The sequence below is a fragment of the Streptomyces odontomachicola genome (assembly GCF_039605595.1).
In the GTDB taxonomy this organism is placed as follows: Bacteria; Actinomycetota; Actinomycetes; order Streptomycetales; family Streptomycetaceae; genus Streptomyces.
In genome coordinates this window covers 69362-91466 of the sequence record NZ_JBCFOK010000022.1, presented here as the reverse complement: position 1 = coordinate 91466, position 22105 = coordinate 69362, and the positions used below count along the sequence as shown (strand labels likewise).

Sequence of the window (22105 nt, the reverse complement as noted above, 5' to 3'; positions counted from 1 at the left end):
TGTTCCCTTCACCTCCGGGGGTGGCGGCGTCGCCGTGTGTCGGCCGGGGGTCCGGGGGTTGCCCCCGGAAAACACAGCACCTCCAGGGGTGGCGGCGTCGCCATGTCCCGGTCAGTCGCGTGTCGCGGCCCGTGTCACGAACTGCACGTAGTCGGCCTCGCGTTGGCCGGGTCGAGCGCGTTGGCCGTTTCGTGGAAGGCCATGCGGTCGGCGAGGCCGATGGCCAGGTGCTCGGAGATGTTCGCCGGGCACAGGTCCTGGAGCAGCACGTTCTTCACGTCCGGGCCGTGCAGGAACTGCGACTTGTACGGGGTGACCACCTCGTCGTACTTGGTGGCGATCACGGTGTACTTCACGCCCGGCACCGTGTCCCCGCCCTCGTTGAGGCGCTGGAGGAAGGCCGACCCCTTCCTCTGCTGCATGGCGGCGGGCGCGAAGCCGCGTACGGCGTCGCCGATGGGCGGGTACTTGTCGGCGAGCTTCCCGAGGCCGGAGAGAGTGCTTCCGTGATTGCTGGGCGCGATGCCGACGAGGGTGTTCACATGGGCGGCTCCGCCCAGGTACTTGAGGTAGTAGCGCGGCATCATGCCGCCCTGTGAGTGCCCGACGAGATCGGCTTTCGGGGCGCCGGTGGCCGCCAGCACCTTGTCGACGAAGGCGTCGAGCTGACCCGCGGACTTCTCGACGGGCCCGAGCCCGTGGATGAGCGGTATGCCCCTCCACTGCCCGTAGTCCAGCGAGAAGACGCAGTATCCGCGCTTGACCAGGTACGGGGCGAGGCCGAGCCAGTTGTCGACGCTGTTGCCGCCGGTGCCGTGCACCAGCACGACGGGGCGGGGGTGTGCGGCGGAGGGTCTGCACGAATAGTCGTTCCAACCGCCCTTGCCCGGCGCGGCCTTGACCACCTTCGCAGGCAGGGCCGTCTTCGCGGACTTGACCGTCTTCGCGGACCCCGTCGGCACCGGTTCCGCACCGGCCGGCGCGGCGGGCGCGGCGGTGAGCACCACCCCGGCGCTCACCACTGTGACCAGCACAGATCTAGCGCGCTTTCCCGAACGCTGCATGCTGCGGCCTCCTCGCGACTCTGAGAGGACGGATGACGCCAATTGAATTTCCGTCAACTTACGGGCGGGTAAGGAGGGTTTCCAGCGGCGTGCACGTGAAGGTTCGGTGTTCACCCGGGTGAGGGGGACGGGAGGGGATGCGCGCGTGTTCCCCGTGGCGTGCGGCGCCCCTTACAGTCGGCGCACCCGTCCTGCGGACACTTGGAGGGCCGGATGCGACCCGCTCGCCGCGCCGACCGTACGGGGCCGGAATCCGGCCCGCCGCCCGCATCCCCCGCCACACCGGGCCGCCGCATCAGGCCGTGGCACACCCTGTGGCTCCTCCTGCTGCTCGGCTGGACCGTGAGCGCGGCCGACCGCGCCGTCACGGGCCCCGTGGTGACCTGGATGATCGACAACGGCGTGGGCTTCCTCGCCGACGAGCCCAACCCGCACGCGCTGGGCGGCCTGGTGGGCGGGCTGTTCTTCGCGGGCTACATGCTCACCCAGTTCCCCGGCGGCTACCTCGGCGACCGCTACGGGCACCGCACCCTCATCGTGGTCAGCCTGCTGTGGGCCGGAGTGGCCACGCTGCTCACCGGGTTCGTGGGCGGCCTGACCGCCTTCATCGTGGTCCGGGTCGTCACGGGGCTCGGCGAGGGCGCGTACTACTCCAACGACCGCACCGTCATCGCCGCCGACACCCCCGAGCGGCACCGCAGCCTCGGGCTCGGGGTCGTCATCACGGGGCTCGCCCTCGGCATCACGATCGCCATCGTCTTCACCCCGCACTTCATCGGGCTCGGCAAGCTGCTGATGCCGGACGACGTCGAGGCGTGGCGGATGGCGTTCTGGGTGCTGGGCCTCGCGACGCTGCTCGTCACCGGGGCGCTGGCCTGGTACTTCCGGTCCCACCTGAGCCCGCGCCGGTTCGGCAGGGCCACCGCGCACCTGGCGCTCTACTCGGGGATCTCGCTCGCCCTGATCATGGGCGTGCGCTGGCTCGGCGACGAGGCGGGCCTCTCGGGGCTGTGGATCGCGGTGCTGGAGTGCGTGCTCGCGGTGGGGCTCGTGCTGTTCGCGCTGCTGCGCAAGGGCGAGGAGCTCGGCCCCGTACTGCGGAACCGCTCGCTGGTCTGCATCTATCTCGCGTACATCGCGATCCTCTGGAACCTGTGGTTCTTCTCCTTCTGGTCGGTCGCGATCGTCGCGGGCGCCGCGCACTCCTCCTTCGCCTCCGCCGCGCTGACCGCGGGCTTCAACGCGGGCGCCGGCATCCTCGGCTTCCCCGCCGGCGGCTGGCTCTCGGACTACGCGGTACGGCGCGGCTGGAGCCGCAAGCCGATGCTGCTGTCGTTCACCGCCGTACAGGCCGTGCTTACCGTGGCGTTCGCGCTCTACCTCAGCGCGGCCGGCAAGCCCTCGCTGTGGGTGATGGGGCTGCTGCTGTTCAGCGCGAGCCTGTTCTTCAACGCGCTCCAGCCCATCGGGCACGCGCTGCTCGCCGACCTCGCCCAACCGCGCCTGCGCGGCTCGGCGTTCGGCATGCAGAACCTCATCGGCGAGATGGGCGCCGTACTCTCCCCCGCCGTCAGCGGCGCCCTCCGCGACAGCACCGGCGGCTGGGAGGCGGCGGTCTGGCTCGACGCGGCGATCGTCGCGGCGGGCCTGCTCGTTCTCCTGCCCGTACGGGGCCGGGCACCCGCGCAAACAGTGGGTTAGCCACCGAGGTTCATGCCGCGTCCAAGAGACCCGCTGGCCCCACGGCCGACGCCCCGAACCGGCGGCGGGCCCGATCCGCCGCCTCCTCCGCGCGGCGGGACTTCTCCGCCCGGGGGTCGAACGAGAGCTGGCGTACGGCGTGTTCGGCCGGGCCGAGCTGCTCGGCGCGCAGCGCGACCGACCGCACCCGGGCCCGCTGGAGCCCGAGCGCCTCGTGCAGCGCGTACGCGGCGGCGGCCAGGTCAGGGGTGTGCGAGGTGGGTTCGGGCAGCGTGCGGGTGCGCGTGGTGGAGTCGTCGCGGTCCCGGCCCGCGTAGCGCACGGTGAGGGTCACCGCGCGCGCCACCGTCCCGTCCTCGCGCATGCCGTACCCCAGCTCGTCGGCGAGGGTGAGCAGCGCGCGGCGCCGCCGTTCGCGGTCGAGCTCGTCGTGGCCGAAGCGGTACTCGGCGCTGGCCGAGCGCGCCGGCGCGCTGGGCGTCACGGGCACCGGGTCCACGCCCCGCGCCCGCTCGTACATCCGCCGCCCGGCCCGTACGCCGAGGATGCGCTGCAGCGTTCCGGGCGGGGTCTCCGCGATGCGGCCGACGGTGTCCAGGCCGTACGCGCACAGGGTGCGGGCGGTCGCCTGGCCGACGCCGTCCAGCGCGGCGGCCGGACGCCGGGCGAGGAAGGCCGCGGTGTCCTCGGGCCGCACCGCCCGCACCCCGCCGGGCGGCCCCGCCTGCGCTGCCATGCGCGCGAGCTGCCGGTTCGCGGCGACGCCGACGGTGCAGTCGGTGCCGCGGTGTGCGAGGACACGGCAGCGCACGAGCCGGGCCAGTTCCTCGGCGCCGCAGCCGAAGTACCGCAGCGCTCCGCGCACATCGGCGTACGCCGCGTCGGGCGGCAGCGCCTGCACCGCGGGCGTGAACCCGGCGAGGAGCGCGAGCAGCGCCGCGTGCTCTTCTTCCGTACGGCTGCCGAAGTGCACGTACAGAACGCCCAACTCGTCCTCCGCGCCGCCCGTCTCCTCCGTACCGCTCATCCCGCGCTCCCCGGGCTGGAGTGCCACAGCTTCCGTACGGCCTGCGGCGATGCGGCCGACTCCCCCGCCGGGCGCAGGTCGGCCCAGGGGTGCATCGCGTAGCCGTTCGCGACCTCGACTGTGCGGTCCGGGGCGCCTTCGCCCTGCGGGACGGCGGGCGAGGCGAGCCGTTCGGCCACCGCGTCGAGGCCGCCCTCGCGGCGGACGCGGACGAGTTCGGCCAGGTCCCAGGCCGCCTCGCCGACCACGCTGAAACTGCGCGGCCCGCGCCGCTGGACGGTGCCGCGCACGAGCAGCAGCCAGGAGTGGAAGACGGTGTGCGCGCAGGCCGCATGGGAGTCGTCGAAGAAGGCGAGGTCCACCAGTCCCGTGCCGTCGTCGAGGGTGGTGAAGATGACCCGCCGCCCGGACCGGATCGGCGGGGTCTGCGTGGCCACCTTCGCGCCCGCGACCAGCACCGTCTCCCCGTGTTCGGCGTCCCGCAGCCGCTTCGCGCGGTAGGCGCCCAACTCCCGCAGGAACGCGGTGTGATCGGCCATCAGATGCCGGGACGCGTCCATGCCGAGCACGCCGAGCTCGGCGCCGAGCCGCTCGTCGCCGTCCATGTCGGGCAGCCCGGCAGGCTCCTCCCGCTGCTCATGGGCCGCTTCCTCCCCGAGCGCCAACTGCCCCTCGACCGCGCCGCTCCCGCGCCCCGCGCGATGCAGCTCGGCGATGTGCAGCAGCAGGTCACGGCGGTTGCCGCCGGGCGCGAAGGCGTCCAACGCGCCGGTACGCGCCAGGTTTTCGGCGACCGGACGGGGCGGACGCGCCCGCTGCCACAGGTCGGAGAGCGAGGCGTACGGGCGGCCCGCCGCGATGCGCGCCGCGTCCGCCTCGCTGATGCCCTGCACCTCGGCCAGCGCCAGCCGCAGGCCCCACGTCCCTGATTCAGACTCCAGTTCGATTCGATAGGACGTGTCGGACCGGTTCACGTCCAGCGGCAGCACCGGTACGCCGCGCCGCCGGGCGTCCGCGAGGAGCAGCCGCTTGGGGTACATGCCGGGATCGTGTTCCAGCACCCCCGCGTAGAAGGCGGCGGGATGGTGCGCCTTCAGCCAGGCCGACTGGTACGTGGGCACCGCGAAGGCCACCGCGTGCGCCTTGCAGAAGCCGTACGAGCCGAAGGCCTCCACGATCTCCCATGTGCGCGCGACCACTTCGGCCCCGTACCCGCGCCGCTCCGCCTCCTGGCCGAACCACGCGCGCACCCGCCCCAGCCGCTCCGGGTCCGACAGCGCGCGCCGCGCCTCGTCGGCCATCGCGCGGTCGCAGCCGGTCATGACCGAGACGATCCCGATGATCTGCTCGTGGAAGACGACCACGCCGTGCGTCTCGCGCAGCACAGGCTCCAGGTCGGGGTGCGGGTAGCTGGGGGCGCGGCGGCCGTGCCGCTTCTCGATGAACGGCTTCACCATGTCGGCGACCACGGGCCCGGGGCGGAACAGCGAGATGTCCACGACCAGGTCGTGGAAGTTCTCCGGCTGGAGCCGCCCGATCAGGTCGCGCTGACCAGGCGATTCGATCTGGAAGCAGCCGAGGGTCTCGGCGGAGCGGATCAGCGCATAGGTCTCCGGGGCGCCGCCGCTGCCGTTCTCCATCACCGCGTCCAGGTCGATCCGCTCCCCCGCGGCGCGTTCGGTCTCGGCGACCGCGTGCGCCATCGCGGACTGCATGCGCACGCCCAGCACATCGAGCTTGAGCAGCCCCAGGTCCTCCACGTCGTCCTTGTCGAACTGCGACATGGCGAAGCCTTCGCCGCTGGTCGGCACGGTGGGCGTGCGGGCGAGCAGCGAGGCGTCGGAGAGCAGGACGCCGCACGGGTGCATGGCCATTCCGCGGGGCAGCGCGTCCAGCGCCTCCACCAGATCCCAGAAGCGGTCCCCGTACGCGTCCTTGTCGAGGCCCTCCAACGCGCCCTGCAATTCGGGCAGTTCGGCCATCGCGGAGCGCGCGTCCCGCGCCCTGATGTGCGGGAACGCCTTCGCCAGCCGGCCCACCTCGTCGGGGTCGCACCCGAGGGCCGCGCCCACATCCCGTACGGCGTGCCGCACCCGGTACGTCTCCGGCATGGCGACGGTGGCGACCCGCTCGGCGCCGAAGCGGTCGAAGATCGCGCGGTAGACGTCGAGGCGGCGGGCCGACTCCACGTCGATGTCGATGTCCGGCAGCGCGGTGCGGCGCGGCGAGAGGAACCGCTCCATCAGCAGCCCGTGTTCGACCGGGTCGGCCTGCGCGATGCCCAGCAGGTGCGCGACGAAGGAGCCGGCGCCGGAGCCGCGCGCCGCGACCCGCACGCCCATCCGCTTCGCGTCCTCCACCACCCGGGCGACGGTGAGGAAGTACGAGGAGTAGCCGAGCCCCTCGATGATCCGCAGCTCCTCGGCCAGCCGGTCCCAGCGGCTGCGGTCGCGGTCGTAGCGGTGCCGCACCATCCCGGCTGCGCTCTGCGAGCGCAGCACCCGCGCGGCCGTCCGCCGCCCCGCGCCGACCAGGCGCGGTTCGGGGAAGTGCACGTCGCCGATGCCGATGTCGTCCTCCGGGTCCACCCGGCAGCCGGCCGCGGTCTCCTCGGTCAGCGCGAGCAGCCGGTGCGCGGCGCCGCGCCGGTACCCGGCGGCCTCCGCGATCCGCTCCGCCGCCGAGGCCATCGCGCCGGGCCCCTTCAACCACCGCTCGCCGCCGTCCAGTCGCCCGCGCGGATCGATGGGTACGAGGCGGCGCGCGGCATCCAGTACGTCGGCGACCCCGCCCTGACCCGGGTCGGCGTAGCGCACCGCGTTGGTCAGCACCGGCGTGATCCCCTGCTCGAAGGCGAGCCCGAGCATCCGGGCCGCCTCGCGTGTGGGCGCCGCCGCCGACACCTCCAGGCGCAGGGCTCCCCCGTGCGCCTCCCGCCACTGGCCGAGCAGGCGCGCCGCGCGGTCGGGGCGGCCGGCGGCCAGGGCGCGGCCGACGTCGGACCCGGGGCCGAGCAGCACGGTCAGCGCGCCGTCGCTCAGCTCCGCCGCGTCCTCCCAGTTCAGCAGCGGGCTCCCGTCCCGCTGTTCCGCGTGCGCCGCGGTGACCAGCGCGCACAGGCGGGCCCAGCCGCGCGCTCCGTCCCCGGCCAGGAACACGGCACGCTGCGCCGACTCGTCGACGAAGGCTCCGCCCCTGACCGGGGCTCTTCTGCGGCGTACGGCGCTGCGCTCCGCCGGGCGCTGCGCGACGGCCAGGTCGGCCCCGTACACCGGGCGCACCCCGGCCTTCGCGCTCGCCTTCGCGAACCGTACGGCGCCGGCCAGGGTGTCCCTGTCGGTCAGCGCGACCGCCTCCATGCCGCGCGCGGCGGCGCGCTCGGCCAGCACCTCGGGGTGCGAGGCCCCGTACCGCAGCGAGAAACCCGAGGCCACGTGCAGATGCACGAACCCGCCCACCGCACGCACCTCCCGTCGCGCTCGCCGCTCCTCCTTGCCTGGCCCACCCCCGTGACACCACCACCCTAAACCAGCCATCGAACTTTCGTTCGAACGCGAGGGCGATCCAGGTCATGGGACCGAGGAGAGACGGGATGCGCGTTTTCACGCCAGGGGGCGGCCTACTCCGCGTGCCCCTCCGCCGACTCCCCCTCCGACTCCCCCTCCGACTCGCCCGCCGACTCCTCCAGCTGCTCCAGGAGGAGGGCGCCCGCCGCGGCCTCGGGGTGCCGTTCGCCCAGCAGCCGGCACTGCTCCCGCCAGGCGGCCCGGCACTCGGCGAGGGCCTCGCGGAGCCGCCCGGCCTCCTTGAGCGCCACCGCGTAGGCGAGCTGCGCCGTCAGGGTGGGGGCGGCCCTCGGGCCCAGTTCCGCTCTCCTGGACTCCAGGACGCGGCGCGCGGCCCCGGGATCAGCGCGGCGCGACGGCCCCGCATACTCCGGCGCGGGAGAACCGCTCCGCATGGCCTCCAGTACGTCGGCGCAGTCCCGGACCGTGGGGTTCTCGGCGCCCCACAGCTCGGCGAACCCGGCATGGGCTGCGGCGCACTCGGCGACGCCCTCCTCCCGCGCGCCCTCCTCGTACAGCGTGAGCGCCAGCACATAGCGGCTGGCCAGGGCCTCGGGATGGCGCTCCCCAGCACCTCGGCCATGTCCCGCGTCCAGCCGCGCACCAGCCGCCCGGCCTCCGCCGTCTCCTCCCGGCGGTGGAAGTCCCGGGCGAGGGCGGAGCGGACGGCCAGTGTTCCGCCGGCGCGCGGGCCGTCCCTGACCGTACGCACGGACAGGGAGCGCTCCAGTGCCCGGCGCACCACCGCGTCCCGCTGATAGTGGAACGCGAGGCCCCCGAGCGTCTCCGCCTCCTCGGGCGAGGCGTCCTCCAGCACGGCCAGGCAGGCGTGGTCCGGCACCCAGTCCGGGGTGGGGCGGCCCCTGCGGTCCCGCTCCCGCGCCCGCTCCACCAGATACGGAAAGACCTCGACGGGCCCCTCGTCCGGATACAGCAGCGAGACGAGACCCTCGGTCTGCTCGTGCGCCCACGCCCACGCCTCGGCCAGCGGCTCGGTCCTCAACCGCGGCTCGTGCCCGTCGAGATAGCCGTGCCGCATCCGCTCCAGGAGCGCGCGCGGCAGCCGCCGCTCCAGGCCCATGCGGCGGCAGTCGACGGCGGCGCGCACCAGGGCGGCGCCGCACGGGTTGGCGCCCTTCTCCCACCCGTTGCGCCAGCGCTCGTGCTGGAGCGGCCCCGCCGTCAGGTACTCGGCGAGCCCGAAGGTGTCCGCCGCGCGCCGCGCCTCGGCGACGCGGGGGTCCACGTTCTCCTCCCCGTCCAGCAGGGCCCATGCGCCCCGCTCGGGCAGGTGGCGCTCCAGCGTGTGCCGGCGCACCGAGTCCAGCGCCTGCCGCCCGTCCCGGTCCTCGGGTGACCCGCCGCTGAGGCAGGCGGTGTGGTCGCCGGTCCGCATGGTGGCCACGATCGGCCGCCGGCCTCCCCTGCGCAGCGCCTCGACCCGCTCCCGTGTCAGCCCGCCCGGCCCCAGGAAGCGCCGCGCGCCGTCCAGCCACAGCACGCACTCGGGCTCCCGCTCCGCCCGGTCGAGCACGGCCTCCAGCCGCTCCGGCAGCGCGGGGTCCGGAGCGATCAGCACGTGCCCGGGCACCGCCTCCCGCATCGCCTCGTACGCCGTGCGCGAGGTGCCGGCCAGCTCCGTGCCGACGAGCAGTACGAACGCGCCCGCCCTGATGTCCCGTACGAGAGCGCCGTGCTCCTCGCGGCGTACGTAGGGAGGCATCAGCGCGTCGGGGCCCTCGGCGCCCCAGGCCCTCCGGACGCCCAGCCTGCCCGGGTCGGTGATCTCTCCCACCAGCGGGAGCCGCGTGCCGTCGGCGCCGAGGCAGCTCCGCGCGATCTGCTCCCCGTCCTGCTCCTCCTGCCTGCGCCGCTGCCGGGCGCCGGTGACGTCGTTCGTCAGCACCGCGAGGAGCAGCCCCGCGACGGCGGCCACCACCGTGCCGGCGGTCAGCGCCCACTTCGCCCTGACGCCCGCCGCCGCCAGCACCGTGGGCAGCGCGGCCAGCACCGCCGCCGCACACGCCGCGACGAGCGGCCCGCGCCCCCGCCAGCCACTCCGCACCCCGCGCCCCTCGCTCCCCGTCCCGCCCGGCCGCCCTCATGGTCACCCGGGCGCATACGGCGGTCAACTGGCGGGGAACGCGCCCCTGTTGGGGTTGTGTGCGGGGCGCGCCGGGACCGGTCAGGAGTGGGGGAGGATCACTGCGCGGCCGCTGATCCTGCCGTCGTGCAGGCGCTCGTAGGCGCGGGGGGCCTCGTCCAGGGAGTAGGTCTCCACGTGGACCCGGACGGCGCCGGTGCGGGCCAGGTCGAGGACCTCGATCAGCTCGCCGCGGGTTCCCCAGTAGGGGGAGGAGACGGAGGCCTCGTACGGGAGGGCGCCGAAGCCGACCCCCAGCGTGCCGCCGCCCAGGCCGATGACCTGCACGTCTCCCTCGACCGCCACACAGCCCCCTGCGGTCGCCGTGGTCGGCGGGGCGCCGACGAAGTCGAAGACCGCCTCGGCGCCGCGGCCGCCGGTCAGCTCCCGTACCCGCGCGGCCGCGTGCTCGTCCGAGGGCACCGTCTCGTGCGCGCCCACCTCGGCGGCGAAGGCGAGCTTGTCCTCGCCGACGTCGAGCGCGATCACCCGCGCCGCGGTGAGCGCCCGCAGCAGCTGGATGGCGACGTGCCCGAGCCCGCCCGCGCCGATGACCACCGCCGTACTGCCCGGCACCAGCTTGGGTACCGAGTGCTTGATGGCGTGGTACGGGGTGAGCCCCGCGTCCGTGAGCGGCACCGTGGTCACCGGGTCCAGGCCCTCGATCGGTACGAGGTGGCGGGCGTCGTCCACGATCAGGTACTCGGCGATCGCGCCGGGCGCGCCCAGGCCCGGCGGGAAGATGCCCAGCTCCTTCGCGCGCAGGCAGTAGTTCTCCTTGCCCTCGGCGCACTTGGGGCAGATGCCACAGCCCCACGGGCCGTAGACCGCGACGGGTTCGCCCACGTCCAGGCCGGTCGCCCCGTCGCCGAGCGCGGCCACGGTACCGACGCCCTCGTGGCCGAGGGTCAGCGGCAGCGGGAAGCCGAGCTGATCCGCTGGCATCGACATCACGGCCTGGTCGGAGTGGCAGACCCCGGCCGCGTCGACCTTCAACAGGACCTGTCCGGGACCCGGTTCGGGATCAGGGACCTCGACCACCTCGGGTGACGCCCCCGGCTCCCGGTACTGCAGGGCCTTCATGCGCGGACCACCTCTCCGTACGGGCCACAGGGCCGCCGACCGGGGGCCACGGCTTCGGACCTCGCACTTCGGGCCGTACGCCGATGACCCCTCTGTCACGGTCGCCCCGGAGCGCACGGCGGGCAAGCGGAACCCCCGCGAGGCTCCGGTCTCACAGCTCGCGGTGGAAGACCACCCTGTCCTGGCCGGGCCCGTCGTAGTCCGGCACCGGCTCGGAGACGCTGAAGCCGATCGCGGTGTGGAAGGCGATCGACCCCGTGTTGGACGGCGAGGTGATGGCCTTCACCTCGGTGCGGCCCGCCTCCCTGGCCAGCGCGAAGAAGCGCTCGTACAGCTCCCGGGCCAGCCCGTCGCGGCGCCTGGCCGGCGCGACCCCGGTGAAGTGGATGTAGGCCAGCTCGGGCCTGGCGGGCGAGAGGAAGCCGATCACGAACCCGGCGAGCGCCCCGTCCCCCTCCTCGTCCGGCTCCTCCGCGATCAGGCTGGTGCCGCAGAAGTGATCCAGGTACAGCCGGTTGAGCAGCGCGCTCACGGGCCGCCCCCACCACCCGTCGGCCACCGCGAGGATGGCCTCGTAGTCCCCTGGCCGCGCGGAGCGGATGAGGGGGTCGGTGCCGCGGGTGCTCTCCTGCCGGGTGTTCGCCTGCGGTTCGCTCATGGGCGGCCACGCTAGCCGGAGCGCGCGCCGCGTCCCAGGGGATTTCGGGTGGGGTACGGAGGGGTACGAGGGGAGCCCCCAGGATCACCGAGTGTGACGGACGTCAAAGAAGTGGCCCGCCGTAGAACGGACAAGGCAGGGTAGAAGCGGACGCGAAGCCCCGTGGGCGAGCGGCCCGCGGGGTCCCCGTACGCTCTTACGCGCCGGGCACGACGCGGCGTACGCGCGCCGCGGCCACGCAGCACACGTAGGAAACTGAAGGAGCCCCATGAAGATCGGGATCGTCGGAGCCACCGGCCAGGTCGGCGGAGTGATGCGCGAGATTCTGGCCGAGCGGAAGTTCCCGGTCGAGGAGCTGCGGCTGTTCGCCTCCGCCCGCTCCGCCGGGCGCACGCTGCCCTGGCAGGACGGCGAGGTCACCGTCGAGGACGCCGAGAAGGCGGACTACTCCGGGCTCGACATCGTCCTGTTCTCCGCCGGGGGCGCCACCTCCAAGGCGCTCGCCGAGAAGGTCGCAGCGCAGGGCCCGGTCGTCATCGACAACTCCTCGGCCTGGCGTCTTGACCCCGAGGTGCCGCTGGTCGTCTCCGAGGTCAACCCGGACGCCGCCAAGCGCCGCCCCAAGGGCATCATCGCCAACCCCAACTGCACGACCATGGCCGCGATGCCCGTACTGCGTCCGCTGCACGACGAGGCGGGCCTGGCCGCGCTGGTCGTCTCCACCTACCAGGCGGTCTCCGGCAGCGGTCTCGCCGGCGTCGACGAGCTCAACGAGCAGGCGGTCAAGGCCGTCGGCGAGGACGCCTCGCGGCTGACCTTCGACGGCGAGGCCGTGGACTTCCCCGAGGGGAACAAGTTCAAGCGGCCGATCGCGTTCAACGTGCTCCCCCTCGCGGGCGGGATCGTCGAGGACGGCTCGGACGAGACCGACGAGGAGCAGAAGCTCCGCAACGAGAGCCGCAAGATCCTGGACATCCCGGAGCTGAAGGTCTCCGGCACCTGCGTGCGCGTCCCGGTCTTCACCGGCCACTCGCTCCAGGTCAACGCCCGCTTCGAGCGGGAGATCACCCCGGAGCGCGCGCGGCAGCTACTGGAGGGCGCCGAGGGCGTCGAGCTGTCCGCGATCCCGACCCCGCTCCAGGCGGCGGGCAAGGACCCGAGCTACGTGGGCCGCATCCGCAAGGACGATACCGTGGACAACGGCCTCTCCCTGTTCCTCACGAACGACAACCTCCGCAAGGGCGCGGCCCTGAACGCGGTCCAGATCGCCGAGCTGGTCGCAGCCGAGCTTTCCTAAAAAGTTCTGGGCGTGCGTTCCGCTGGGGCGGAACGGGCGGGCAGGACGGAACCGGCAGCCGCCGGCGCAGGGCGACCACAGCGCACCAACGCGAAAGGGCCGGGCCCCCAGGGGCCCGGCCCATCGGCTTATCCGGCGTCAGCCGGTCACGCGTCAGCCGATCTTCGCGCCGAACGCCTGAAGCGCCTCGCCGACCGGCTGGAAGTACGTCTCGCCGCCGGACGAGCAGTCGCCGCTGCCGCCGGAGGTGAGGCCGATCGCCTTGTCGCCCGCGAAGAGCGCGCCGCCGCTGTCGCCGGGCTCGGCGCAGACGTCGGTCTGGATGAGGCCGTCGACGGTGCCCTCCTGGTACTCGACGGACGCGTCGGTCGCCTTGACCGTGCCGTCGTGCACCTTGGTGGTGCTGCCGCTGCGCTGGACCTTCATGCCCTTGGTCGCCTCACCGGCGCCCGAGATCTTCTGGCTGCTGCCGTTGTAGAGGTTGACCTCGCTGGGGTGCTCGGTGTCGCCCGAGTACATCGCCAGCCCGTAGTCGTTCCCCGGGAAGCTGCCGTCCTTCGTCTTGGCGATCTCCTGACCGCCCTGCTTGTCGGACCAGCTCTGCACCGCGTTGGTGCAGTGCCCGGCGGTGATGAAGCCCGGCTTGCCGCCGACGTCCACGTTGAAGCCGAGCGAGCAGCGCGAGCCCGAGCCCCAGATGGCGTCGCCGCCCGCGATGCGGGTCGTGAACTTGCCCGCCGTGTGCTTCAGTTCGACCTTGCCGCCCTCGGCGGCGACCTGCTTCTTCAGCTTGGCCAGCTTCTCGCCCTTGACCGTGCGGTCGGCGGTGACGACGACCTTGTTGGTCTTCGGGTCGACGGCGCGCGCGGTGCCCACCGTGCGGTTCTTGCCGCCCAGCGCGTCCTTGGCCGCGTCGAGCTGCGCGAGGGTGTGCTTGACGACCCGGGCCTCGGCGCCGGCCGCCTCGATCTTGTGAACGGCCGACTTGTCGGTGACGTTCACGACAAGCTTCTTGGCCTTGGCGTCGTAGAAGGAACCGGCGTCGCCCTTGAGGCCCGAGGTGATCTTGGACGCCAACTGCGAGGCGGAGTCCGCCGAGAGCGTCTTCAGTGTGGGGGTTTCCTCGGCCGCGTTGGCCTGCGAGAAGGTGAGGGAGGCCGCGGCGAGGGCGGCGACTCCGGCACCGGCTATGGCTGCCTTGCCCTTGGATATACGGCGCTTGTGTCTCAAGTCGTCAACCTCCAGTGGGGGTTGGGGCCGCTGCATGGGGACGGCCCCGGAGGGGGTGCGGATACCTACGTTGTTCCCAGCCCACCTGGGCGGGAGACGCGTCCATGCCAATTTGTAGTCGCCGAGTATTGCGAGACCGCAGTGGGCGCACAAGGGCCGGTACGCGTCAGGCGAAAGAATGTTGGATTGCACACAGGATGTCCACACCCGGTGCGTGCATCTCCGGGCACTCGCTGCGATCTTCACAGGTGTCACACCCGGCACGCGTCCCGCACACGCCGAAGGAGCGGCGCCAGGCACCGCTCCTCCAACTCTCACCCTCCGTAAGGGAGTTGTCCTGTAATCGCCCCTCAGGTGACGGAATCAGGCCGGGACTCGGTCAACGGCTCGCCCGTTACGGGGCTTTCACCCTGCTCACCCGGCTTTTCCGTACCGCCCGCCTCCTCCGCGGCCTCCGCGCCGTCCACGTTCTCCGCGCTCGCGGGCTTCTCCCGGGTCAGCGGCAGTGCCGCGTCCGCGGCCTCGGCGGCGGCGAGTTCGGCCGGCGGTACGTCGAGGAGGTCCGCGTCCACTGCCGGCGCCGCGGCACCCACGCCGCCCGCGCCCTGCGCACCGGTCCCCTGCTCCGTACCTCCGGACGCGGCGACCTGCGGAGCGCCCTGCGCCGCCCCCTGCGGGGCGCCGCCCGTGCCCTCGCGCTGCCCCTCCAGGAACCGCAGCAGCTCCACGGGGAACGGCAGCACCAGCGTGGAGTTCTTCTCGGTGGCCACCGAGGCGACCGTCTGGAGCAGCCGCAACTGGAGCGCCGCCGGGGTGCCGGACATCTGCTGCGCCGCCTCGGAGAGCTTCTTGGACGCCTGGAGCTCGGCGTCCGCGTTGATGACCCGCGCGCGGCGGTCGCGGGTGGCTTCGGCCTGGCGCGCCATCGAGCGCTTCATGGTCTCCGGGAGCGACACGTCCTTGATCTCTACGCGGTCGACGGTCACGCCCCACTCCACGGCGGGGCTGTCGATCATGAGCTCCAGGCCCTGGTTGAGCTTCTCGCGGCTGGAGAGCAGGTCGTCCAGCTCGCTCTTGCCGATGATCGAGCGGAGCGAGGTCTGCGCCATCTGCGAGACCGCGAACCTGTAGTCCTCCACCCGCACGATCGCGTCGGCGGGGTGCACGACCTTGAAGTACACGACCGCGTCCACACGCACCGTGACGTTGTCCCGCGTGATGCCCTCCTGCGCGGGCACCGGCATGGTCACGACCTGCATGTTGACCTTCTGGAGGCGGTCCACGCCGGGGATGATCATGGTGAATCCCGGCTCCCGCGCGCCGGGGAGCAGCCGCCCCAGCCGGAAGACCAGCCCGCGTTCGTACTGCCTCACCACCCGTGCCGCGGCCACCGCGTACAGCCCCCCGCCCGCGACCAGCGCCGTCACCAACTCCACGACCATCACGGCCTCCTGACGACCGAATCCGGCATTCAGGGTGAGATGTCTTCAACGGTAGCCCCACGGACAGAAAGGGTCGAGCCCCTGCCCGTCTGTGCAGGGGTGCACGGCGGGGCAGGGGCCCGCACTCTCCGTGAGCAGCGCGACCGGCGCCCGGGCTCAGGAGACGGCCACCTCCCGCTCCCCCGCCGCCACGTCCACCGCGAGGGTGTTGCCCGGCGGCGGGAAGGGGCACAGGAAGTGGTCGGAGAAGGCGCACGGAGGCAGCACGGTCCGGTTGAAGTCCACGCTGACCTCCCCCTCCGAGCCGCCACCCGCACCGCCGCCCGACCGCCCGGGCGGCGCCACGTACAGGAACCGGAACCGGTAACTGCTCCGCCCGCTCGTCCCGTCGGCCAGCACCGCCCACAGCGTCCCGTCCTCGTACCGCGCGACCTGCAACGCGTGCTCCGCACCCCCGCCACCGGAGGAACCCGGCGCCGTGAAGCGCAGCTCCCCCGCGAGGCTCAGCCCCCGCTCGGCGCCGTCCGCGTTGCCGACCAGGATGCTGCGCCGGCCCTCCTCGTACGGGCGGAAGACGCCCGGCCGCACCCACTCCGGGTCGTACGGGAAGACCTCGATGCCCCCGAAGGCGCGCCGCGCGGCGGAGGCGGGGTCGAAGACCCGCACCGCCCACGCGCCCTCGCGGCGCATCAGCACAAGCCTGCGTTCGCTGTAGGAGACCCGCGAATCCTCGGGCCGCCCGGCGTCCTCGCCCAGCCGCACCTCGTCGACCAGCAACTCACCGTCCACGGCGACCCCGTCGGCCACCGAGGCGCGGAGCAGCACCGCGTCGCCGCCCTCGGCCTCGTACCACTCGCCCGGCACCCCGGGCAGCCGCCCGTCCTCGGCGTCGGCGATCCAGTGCGTGCCGGTCACCGAGAGCACCCCGTAGGGGGCGGACACCGTTCCGGTGCGCTGCTCGTGCCAGCGCAGCCAGTCGCGCCGCGCGTCCGCGACGGCGCGCTGCGCACCCGTCGCGTCCTGCCGCGCGTCGGCCTGCACATCCGCCCCGGTCTCCACATCGGTCGGTACGTCCTGGTCGTCCGATCCGGCATCCGTCGTCATGGTGATCAACTTAGGGGTCACGGGTGTCATGACGCTGCGGGCAGGCCGGGCGGATTGATCTCGGAGCGGGGCACGGACTCGGTCGACAGGTCCCAGCGCTTGAGCACCTTGGCGTAACTGCCGTCCTCGATCGCCTTGTTGAGCGCGCCGTGCAGGGCCTTGACCAGCCCGTTGTCCTTCTTGGTCGTCGCCGCGATCTTGCCCTGGACGCTGCCGCCCCCGCCGGAGAGCGTGCCCACGCTGCGGGTCTGCCCGGAGGTGGCCACGTGGTAGGCGACGTTCGGGTTGGGGCCCAGGTAGGCGTCGATGCGTCCGGACTGGAGGGCGAGGTAGTAGTCGGAGGAGCGCTGGAAGTAGCGGATGTCGATGGGCTTGCGGCCCGCCTTGCGGTTCCGCGCGCTCCAGTCGGTGAGGATCTTCTCCTGGTTGGTGCCCGAGGAGACGGCCACCCGCTTCCCCGCGAGGTCGGCCGGGCCCCGTACGCGTCCCAGGCCGCCCCCCTTACGGGTCTCGAAGGACACCTGGTCCTCGCGGTACGTGGCGAAGTCGTACTTCTGCTTGCGCTCCTCGGTGACCGTGATGTTGGAGAACCCCGCGTCCAGCTTCCCGCTGTCCAGGCCCACGAAGAGGTTCTCCCACGAGGAGGGCTCGATGCGGGCCTTGAGGCCGAGGTTGTCGGCGACGAGGGTGGCGATGTCGGTCTCGACGCCGATCGGCGTGCGGTCGTCGCTGGCGTAGAAGTTCAGCGGCGGCGAGCCGTCGGTGCTGGAGCCGACCGCCAGGGTGCCCCGCTTCCTGATCTTCGCGGGCACCTGCGCGGCGAGCTTCGCGTCCTTGTGCCCGCGTACCCGGTGCTGCTGGGGGCTGTCGTCGAACTTCCGCTTCCCGCCGGCGGCCTGCGTCTCCGGCACGGCCGCGTTGCCGGCCCCGCAGGAGGTGAGCAGCAGGGCGCCGAGAGCGGTGACCGCGGTCGCGGCGGCTGTACGTGTGGTGTGTGCGCGCTTCATGTGCATGACTCGCATGACTCCCTGCCGTTCAGAGGACCTTGGAGAGGAACGCGCGGGTGCGCTCGTGCCGCGGGGCGTCCAGGACGGCGGTCGGCGGACCCTGTTCGACGACCCTGCCGCCGTCCATGAAGACGACGGAGTCGGCGACCTCGCGCGCGAAGCCGGTCTCGTGGGTGACGACGATCATCGTGGTGCCCTGCTCCGCGAGGTCCCTGATCACATCGAGCACCTCGCCGACCAGCTCGGGGTCGAGCGCCGAGGTCGGCTCGTCGAAGAGCAGCAGCTTGGGCTCGACGGCCAGCGCCCGCGCGATGGCGACCCGCTGCTGCTGCCCGCCGGAGAGCTGCCGCGGGTAGGCGTCCGCCTTGTCCGCGAGCCCGACCCGCTCCAGCAGCTCCTCGGCCTTGGCCGCGGCCTCCTTACGGGGTTTCCGCAGCGCCGAGACCGGTGCCTCGGTGATGTTGTCCAGGACGGTGAGGTGCGGGAAGAGGTGGAAGTCCTGGAACACGAAGCCGATGCGGGTGCGCTGCCGCAGGATCTCCCGCTCCCTCAGCTCGTACAGCTTGTTCCCGGCGCGGCGGTAACCGATCGGCGCACCGTCCACGCTGATCCACCCGCTGTCCACCTTCTCCAGGTGGTTGAGGGTGCGCAGCAGCGTGGACTTGCCGGAGCCCGAGGGGCCCAGCACCACGGTGACCTCGCCGGTGCCGACGGTGAGGTCCACGCCGCGCAGCACCTCCTGGGAGCCGAAGCTCTTGTGGACGGAGCGGACATCGACCATGGCGCTCATCGGGCGCCCTCCTTGGCGTCTGCGGTGTTCTTGGCCTGCTGGGTGTGCTTGACCTGCTGGGTGTGCTTGCTGAAGTGGCGTTCCACGTAGTGCTGGAGGACGCTGAGCGCGGTGGTGAGGAGGATGTACCAGGCCGTCGCCACCATGAGCAGCGGCACCACCCTGCCGTTCCGCCCGTAGATCACCTGGACCTGGTAGAAGAGCTCGCCGATCGCCATCACCGAGACGATCGAGGTGCCCTTGAAGAGGGAGATCACCTCGTTCGCGGCGTTCGGCAGGATCGAGCGCATGGCCTGCGGGAGCACGATGCGGCGGAGCTGCCGCAGCCGCGGGATGCCGAGCGCGGCCGCCGCCTCAAGCTGACCGCGGTCCACCGACTGCACCCCGCCGCGGACGATCTCGGCCGCGTACGCGGCCTGGTGCAGGGCCAGCCCCAGCACCGCCGCGCTCATCGCGCCGACCAGGCCCATCGTGTCGAGGGAGAAGAAGCCGGGCCCGAAGGGGATGCCGAAGTCCAGCCGCTTGTAGAGGTAGGACAGGTTGAACCAGAACAGGAGCTGCACGATCAGCGGGATCGAGCGGAAGGCCCAGATGTACGTGTAGGCCACGCCCTTGAGGAACGGGCTGGCCGACAGCCGCATGAAGGCGAGGACCAGCCCGAGCGCGAAGCCGAGCGCCGTGCCGTAGAAGGTGAGCTGGAGCGTCGTCCACACCGCGCGCACGATGGTCTGCGCGGTGAAGAACTGCGCGAACACCTCCCACTCCCACGCCGGGTTGGTGGCGAGCCCGTGCGCGAACTGGGCGAGCAGCACGGCGGTCGCGGCGGAGGCCACCCACCGCCAGGGGTGCCGGACGGGGACGACCTTGAGGGGTTGCGCATCGGGGCCCGGCGGCCCCTCCGAGGCTTCCGGGTCCGGCGGCCGCGGGTCCTGTTCCGTCTCCGGTGGAGCGGACGCCTTTTCGCTGGTGAGGGACATGTTCTTCCTTGGGGTGAGAGAGGCGAGCGGTCGCGTGAGGGGATCAGGCCGCGGCCCGACACGCGGCCACGCGCAGGAACTCCAGCGCGGCCCGCGCCGTCGCGTCGTTCTGCCGGAACGCGGGCGCGTTGGTGTGCGGCCGCGCGAAGGCCGCATAGGCGCGGGCGTTGGTGGGCGCGCCGAGCGCGATGCGCCGCGGGTGCGGGGTCCCGTCGGTGTCCAGCACCCGCCCGTCCCGCGGGTGCACGGCGAGCAGCCCGGTCGTGACCTGCGCGCCCTCGTCGTCCAGCACCTCCTCGCCGCCCGCGCCGTCCTCGTACAGGGCGCGCAGCAGCGGATCGCCGGTGCGGCGCACCGAGGGCGAGGGCAGCCGGGCCTCCACGAGGGCGCGCGCCGTCGTCACGTGGCCCGGCACGGCGGTGCTGCGGGCCCGGAATTCCCCGCCCCCCTCCGGCGGTTCGACGGCCTCCACGCTCAGCCCCGGACCGAGGAAGCGGACGAGGCCCGCGCGTTCCAACGCCAGGAGCTGGCGCAGCCTGTACGGGGGCGGCCCCGACGCGTAATAGCTGAAGAAGCCGTGCCACCAGCCGTCCACATCCTTGGTGCGGGAGCGCGGCGCGAGCCGTCCCGACGTGATGAGCTGCGGCATCTCCCCGTACACCGACAGCAGCGCGAGGAAGACCGCGAGGTCCTGGCTGCGTCCGGGATCGGCGCGGCGCTCCAGGTCGGCGGCGATGTACGAGCGCAGCGCGCCCTGGAGCGCGGCGTCGTCGGGGAAGCGCGCGCCGGCCAGCGGACGGTCCAGCGCGGTCAGGTCGAGCAGGTCGGCCGGGTCCGGCACGAACTGTTCGGCCAGCGCCCGCAGCCGGTCCTCGTCGGCCTCGGTCGCCGCGTACTTCTCCTCGAAGGCCGGCCAGCTCTCCCGTACACGCTCCGGGTGCGCGGTGAAGAGGCGGTGGTAGTGCGCGTATCCCAGCTCCTTGGCGATGTGCGGCCACACGTCGCGGCGGAAGTCCAGCGGCCCGGGGCGCCGCAGCAGCTCGGCGACCCGGTCCGGGCCGAAGAAGCGCGGGAGGGGCGGGCGTTCGCCGGTCCAGCCGTAGCCGATCTTCGCGTGGTACGGGACGCCGCGCCGCGAGCCCACGTGCAGCACGGGCTCGCGCCCCGAGGGCCGGTAGACGAGCTCGCCGCTCCCGCCCTCCCCGTACCGTCCGCCGCGGCCCTCGGTGAGCAGCACCATGAGGTCGACGAAGGCCAGTCCGAAGCCTCTGACCAGCACGTCCTCGCCGGGGCGCAGCGCGGACAGGTCGGCGTCCGCGGTGTAGGCGGGCGGCAGGTACGTGAGCCCGTGCGCGTCGGCGAAGGAGGACAGTTCGCTCTCCTCGCCGCGCGGCCCCGAGTCCAGGTGCCCGAGCGCGAGCACCACGAGGTCGGCGTGGAGCGGTGCGGCGCGGCCCTCCAGCCACACCCGCTGCCGCGCGCCGCGCGCGCCGGTGACCCGCACCGCGCGGCGCTGGTGGCGCCGCAGCCGTATCCCGGGCGGCAGCGCGGCCACGGCGCGCTCGTACACCCAGGCCAGATACGCGCCCTGCACCCGCCGCCCGGCGAAGCCGCCCGCTTCCAACTCCCGTACGGCGCTTGCCACTTGAGGGTCTGCCGGTGCCGGCTCGCGGCCCTCCCGTACGAGCGCGGCCCACTCGGCGAGCGAGGGCCCGGGGCGAATGGGGCCCTCGGCGCGCACCGAGTCGTCGGTGAACATCGTGACGTCCCCGGCCATCGAGTTCATCCACAGCAGCGGCGACTGCCCGTCCCGCCACACGCGGCCGCCGCCCGGCGGGTAGGGGTCCACGAGGTGCAGGTCGAGCTCGCCGTCCGGATACAGCTCGGCGGCGTTGGCGGCGATCCGCTCGATCAGTCCCGTGCCGCGCGGCCCGGCGCCGACGATCACCAGCGAGGGCACCTCCTCGTCGCCGCTCATCGGGCGTCCGCCTCGCCGCGCCCGTAGTGCCGCTCGATGAAGTGCTGCCCGACGCCGAGCAGCGAGGTCACCGCGAAGTACCAGAGCGTCGCGACGAGCAGCAGCGGAATGACCTGGTAGGTGCGGTGATAGACGAGCTGCACGGAGTAGAGCAGGTCCTGTACGGCGATCACGCTGATGATCGAGGTGCCCTTGAGGGTGCCGATCAGCAGGTTGCCTGCGGGCGGCACGATGGCGCGCATCGCCTGCGGCAGGATGATCCGCCGCAGCCGCCGCACGCGGCCGAGACCGAGCGACTGCGCCGCCTCGGTCTGCCCCTTGTCCACAGAGAGCAGCCCGCCGCGCACGATCTCGGCTGCGTACGCGGCCTCGTGCAGGGTGAGCCCGATGACGGCGACCGAGAGCGGGCCGAAGAGCTGGGTGGTCTTCACCGTCAGAAACTCGGGCCCGAACGGGACCCCCAGGCCCAGCGTCGGATACAGCGCCCCGATGTTGAACCAGAACAGGAGCTGCACCAGTACGGGCACCGAGCGGAACACCCACACGTAACCCCAGCTCACATACCGCAGCACGGGGTTGGACGACAGCCTCAGCACCGCGAGCAGGGTGCCGAGCGCGAAGCCGAGCAGCATCACCACGGCCGTGAGCCACAGCGTGAGCCCGAGGCCGCGGAGGACGGCGGTGGAGGTGAAGTACCGGCCCACGACGGCCCATTGGAAGGCGTCGTTGCGCACGACGCTGTTGAGCGCCATCGCGAGCAGCAGCAGGATCAGCGCGGCGGCGGCCCACTGGCCGGTGCGGCGTACGGGAACGATCCGGAGCGGGCCGGAGGAGTCATCGGAAGGAGGGCTGGGGCTCTGGGTGTCCTCGCTCGCTGTGCGCGGGGCGGAGGCGGCGCCGAGAGCATCCGTCGGGACGGACATGCGAAGGCTCCGTGACTGGGAGTCCGGCCGTCAGGCCGGATGAGAACGGATGCGCCTTCACACTCCGGCCGCGCCCCTCAGCACGACCGGACCTCGGAAGAGTAGGCAGCGCGGA

Annotated in this window: 17 protein-coding genes; 2 read left to right on the top strand and 15 right to left on the bottom strand. The window is 72.9% G+C overall.

Features of this window, described 5'->3' with window-relative positions; genetic code table 11:
* Positions 1–134: 134 nt before the first annotated feature.
* Positions 135–1064 carry an esterase/lipase family protein gene (locus tag ABEE00_RS31820; RefSeq protein ID WP_345749232.1) on the bottom strand — a complete coding sequence of 310 codons (930 nt, stop codon included), beginning with the start codon at positions 1062–1064 and terminating at the stop codon, positions 135–137.
* A 213-nt stretch (positions 1065–1277) separates the two neighbouring features.
* Here ABEE00_RS31820 and ABEE00_RS31815 point away from each other — a divergent pair, with 213 nt between their 5' ends.
* On the top strand, positions 1278–2765 hold the full coding sequence (locus ABEE00_RS31815; protein WP_345749231.1) for an MFS transporter: 1488 nt from the start codon (positions 1278–1280) through the stop codon (positions 2763–2765).
* A gap of 10 nt (positions 2766–2775) precedes the next feature.
* Here the strand turns inward: ABEE00_RS31815 and ABEE00_RS31810 are convergent, their stop codons facing one another.
* From ABEE00_RS31810 to ABEE00_RS31785, 6 genes are all read right to left on the bottom strand, one after another.
* Entirely contained in the window at positions 2776–3792 is a 1017-nt protein-coding gene (locus ABEE00_RS31810; RefSeq protein WP_345749230.1) for a DNA polymerase Y family protein, read from the bottom strand.
* Positions 3789–7250: a DNA polymerase III subunit alpha gene (locus ABEE00_RS31805; protein ID WP_345749229.1), complete on the bottom strand. Its 3462-nt coding sequence runs from the start codon at positions 7248–7250 to the stop codon at positions 3789–3791. The genes ABEE00_RS31810 and ABEE00_RS31805 overlap by 4 nt, the downstream gene beginning before the upstream one ends.
* Positions 7251–7411: 161 nt before the next feature.
* Positions 7412–7609 (bottom strand): hypothetical protein, encoded by a 198-nt coding sequence (locus ABEE00_RS31800; protein ID WP_345749228.1) that lies wholly within the window; start codon positions 7607–7609, stop codon positions 7412–7414.
* 20 nt (positions 7610–7629) lie between these two features.
* Entirely contained in the window at positions 7630–9423 is a 1794-nt protein-coding gene (locus ABEE00_RS31795; RefSeq protein WP_345749227.1) for a hypothetical protein, read from the bottom strand.
* A gap of 120 nt (positions 9424–9543) precedes the next feature.
* Complete coding sequence (locus ABEE00_RS31790; RefSeq protein WP_345749226.1) at positions 9544–10584, bottom strand: NAD(P)-dependent alcohol dehydrogenase; 1041 nt, start codon at positions 10582–10584, stop codon at positions 9544–9546.
* Between the two features lie 151 nt (positions 10585–10735).
* Positions 10736–11242: a GNAT family N-acetyltransferase gene (locus tag ABEE00_RS31785; protein ID WP_345749225.1), complete on the bottom strand. Its 507-nt coding sequence runs from the start codon at positions 11240–11242 to the stop codon at positions 10736–10738.
* Positions 11243–11510: 268 nt separating this feature from the next.
* Between ABEE00_RS31785 and ABEE00_RS31780 the strand changes: the two genes are divergently transcribed.
* Positions 11511–12539 carry an aspartate-semialdehyde dehydrogenase gene (locus ABEE00_RS31780; RefSeq protein ID WP_345749224.1) on the top strand — a complete coding sequence of 343 codons (1029 nt, stop codon included), beginning with the start codon at positions 11511–11513 and terminating at the stop codon, positions 12537–12539.
* Between the two features lie 153 nt (positions 12540–12692).
* On the opposite strand, the gene ABEE00_RS31775 is transcribed toward ABEE00_RS31780, so the two are convergent.
* The 8 genes from ABEE00_RS31775 to ABEE00_RS31740 form a co-directional block, all read right to left on the bottom strand.
* Positions 12693–13769 (bottom strand): S1 family peptidase, encoded by a 1077-nt coding sequence (locus ABEE00_RS31775; protein ID WP_345749223.1) that lies wholly within the window; start codon positions 13767–13769, stop codon positions 12693–12695.
* Positions 13770–14119: 350 nt separating this feature from the next.
* A complete protein-coding gene (locus ABEE00_RS31770) occupies positions 14120–15211 on the bottom strand; it encodes a slipin family protein (protein WP_345749222.1) in 1092 nt (363 codons plus the stop codon).
* 156 nt (positions 15212–15367) lie between these two features.
* The gene (locus ABEE00_RS31765; protein ID WP_451918712.1) at positions 15368–16252 is read right to left on the bottom strand and encodes a DUF1684 domain-containing protein; all 885 of its coding nucleotides are present in this window, start codon (positions 16250–16252) and stop codon (positions 15368–15370) included.
* 89 nt (positions 16253–16341) lie between these two features.
* Entirely contained in the window at positions 16342–17337 is a 996-nt protein-coding gene (locus ABEE00_RS31760; protein WP_451918709.1) for an ABC transporter substrate-binding protein, read from the bottom strand.
* 13 nt (positions 17338–17350) lie between these two features.
* The gene (locus ABEE00_RS31755) at positions 17351–18112 is read right to left on the bottom strand and encodes an amino acid ABC transporter ATP-binding protein (RefSeq protein WP_345749220.1); all 762 of its coding nucleotides are present in this window, start codon (positions 18110–18112) and stop codon (positions 17351–17353) included.
* Entirely contained in the window at positions 18109–19089 is a 981-nt protein-coding gene (locus ABEE00_RS31750; RefSeq protein WP_345749219.1) for an amino acid ABC transporter permease, read from the bottom strand. Before ABEE00_RS31750 ends, ABEE00_RS31755 begins: the two co-directional genes overlap by 4 nt.
* Positions 19090–19132: 43 nt before the next feature.
* A complete protein-coding gene (locus ABEE00_RS31745) occupies positions 19133–21067 on the bottom strand; it encodes an FAD/NAD(P)-binding protein (RefSeq protein ID WP_345749218.1) in 1935 nt (644 codons plus the stop codon).
* Entirely contained in the window at positions 21064–21990 is a 927-nt protein-coding gene (locus ABEE00_RS31740; RefSeq protein ID WP_345749217.1) for an amino acid ABC transporter permease, read from the bottom strand. Before ABEE00_RS31740 ends, ABEE00_RS31745 begins: the two co-directional genes overlap by 4 nt.
* Positions 21991–22105: the final 115 nt, after the last annotated feature.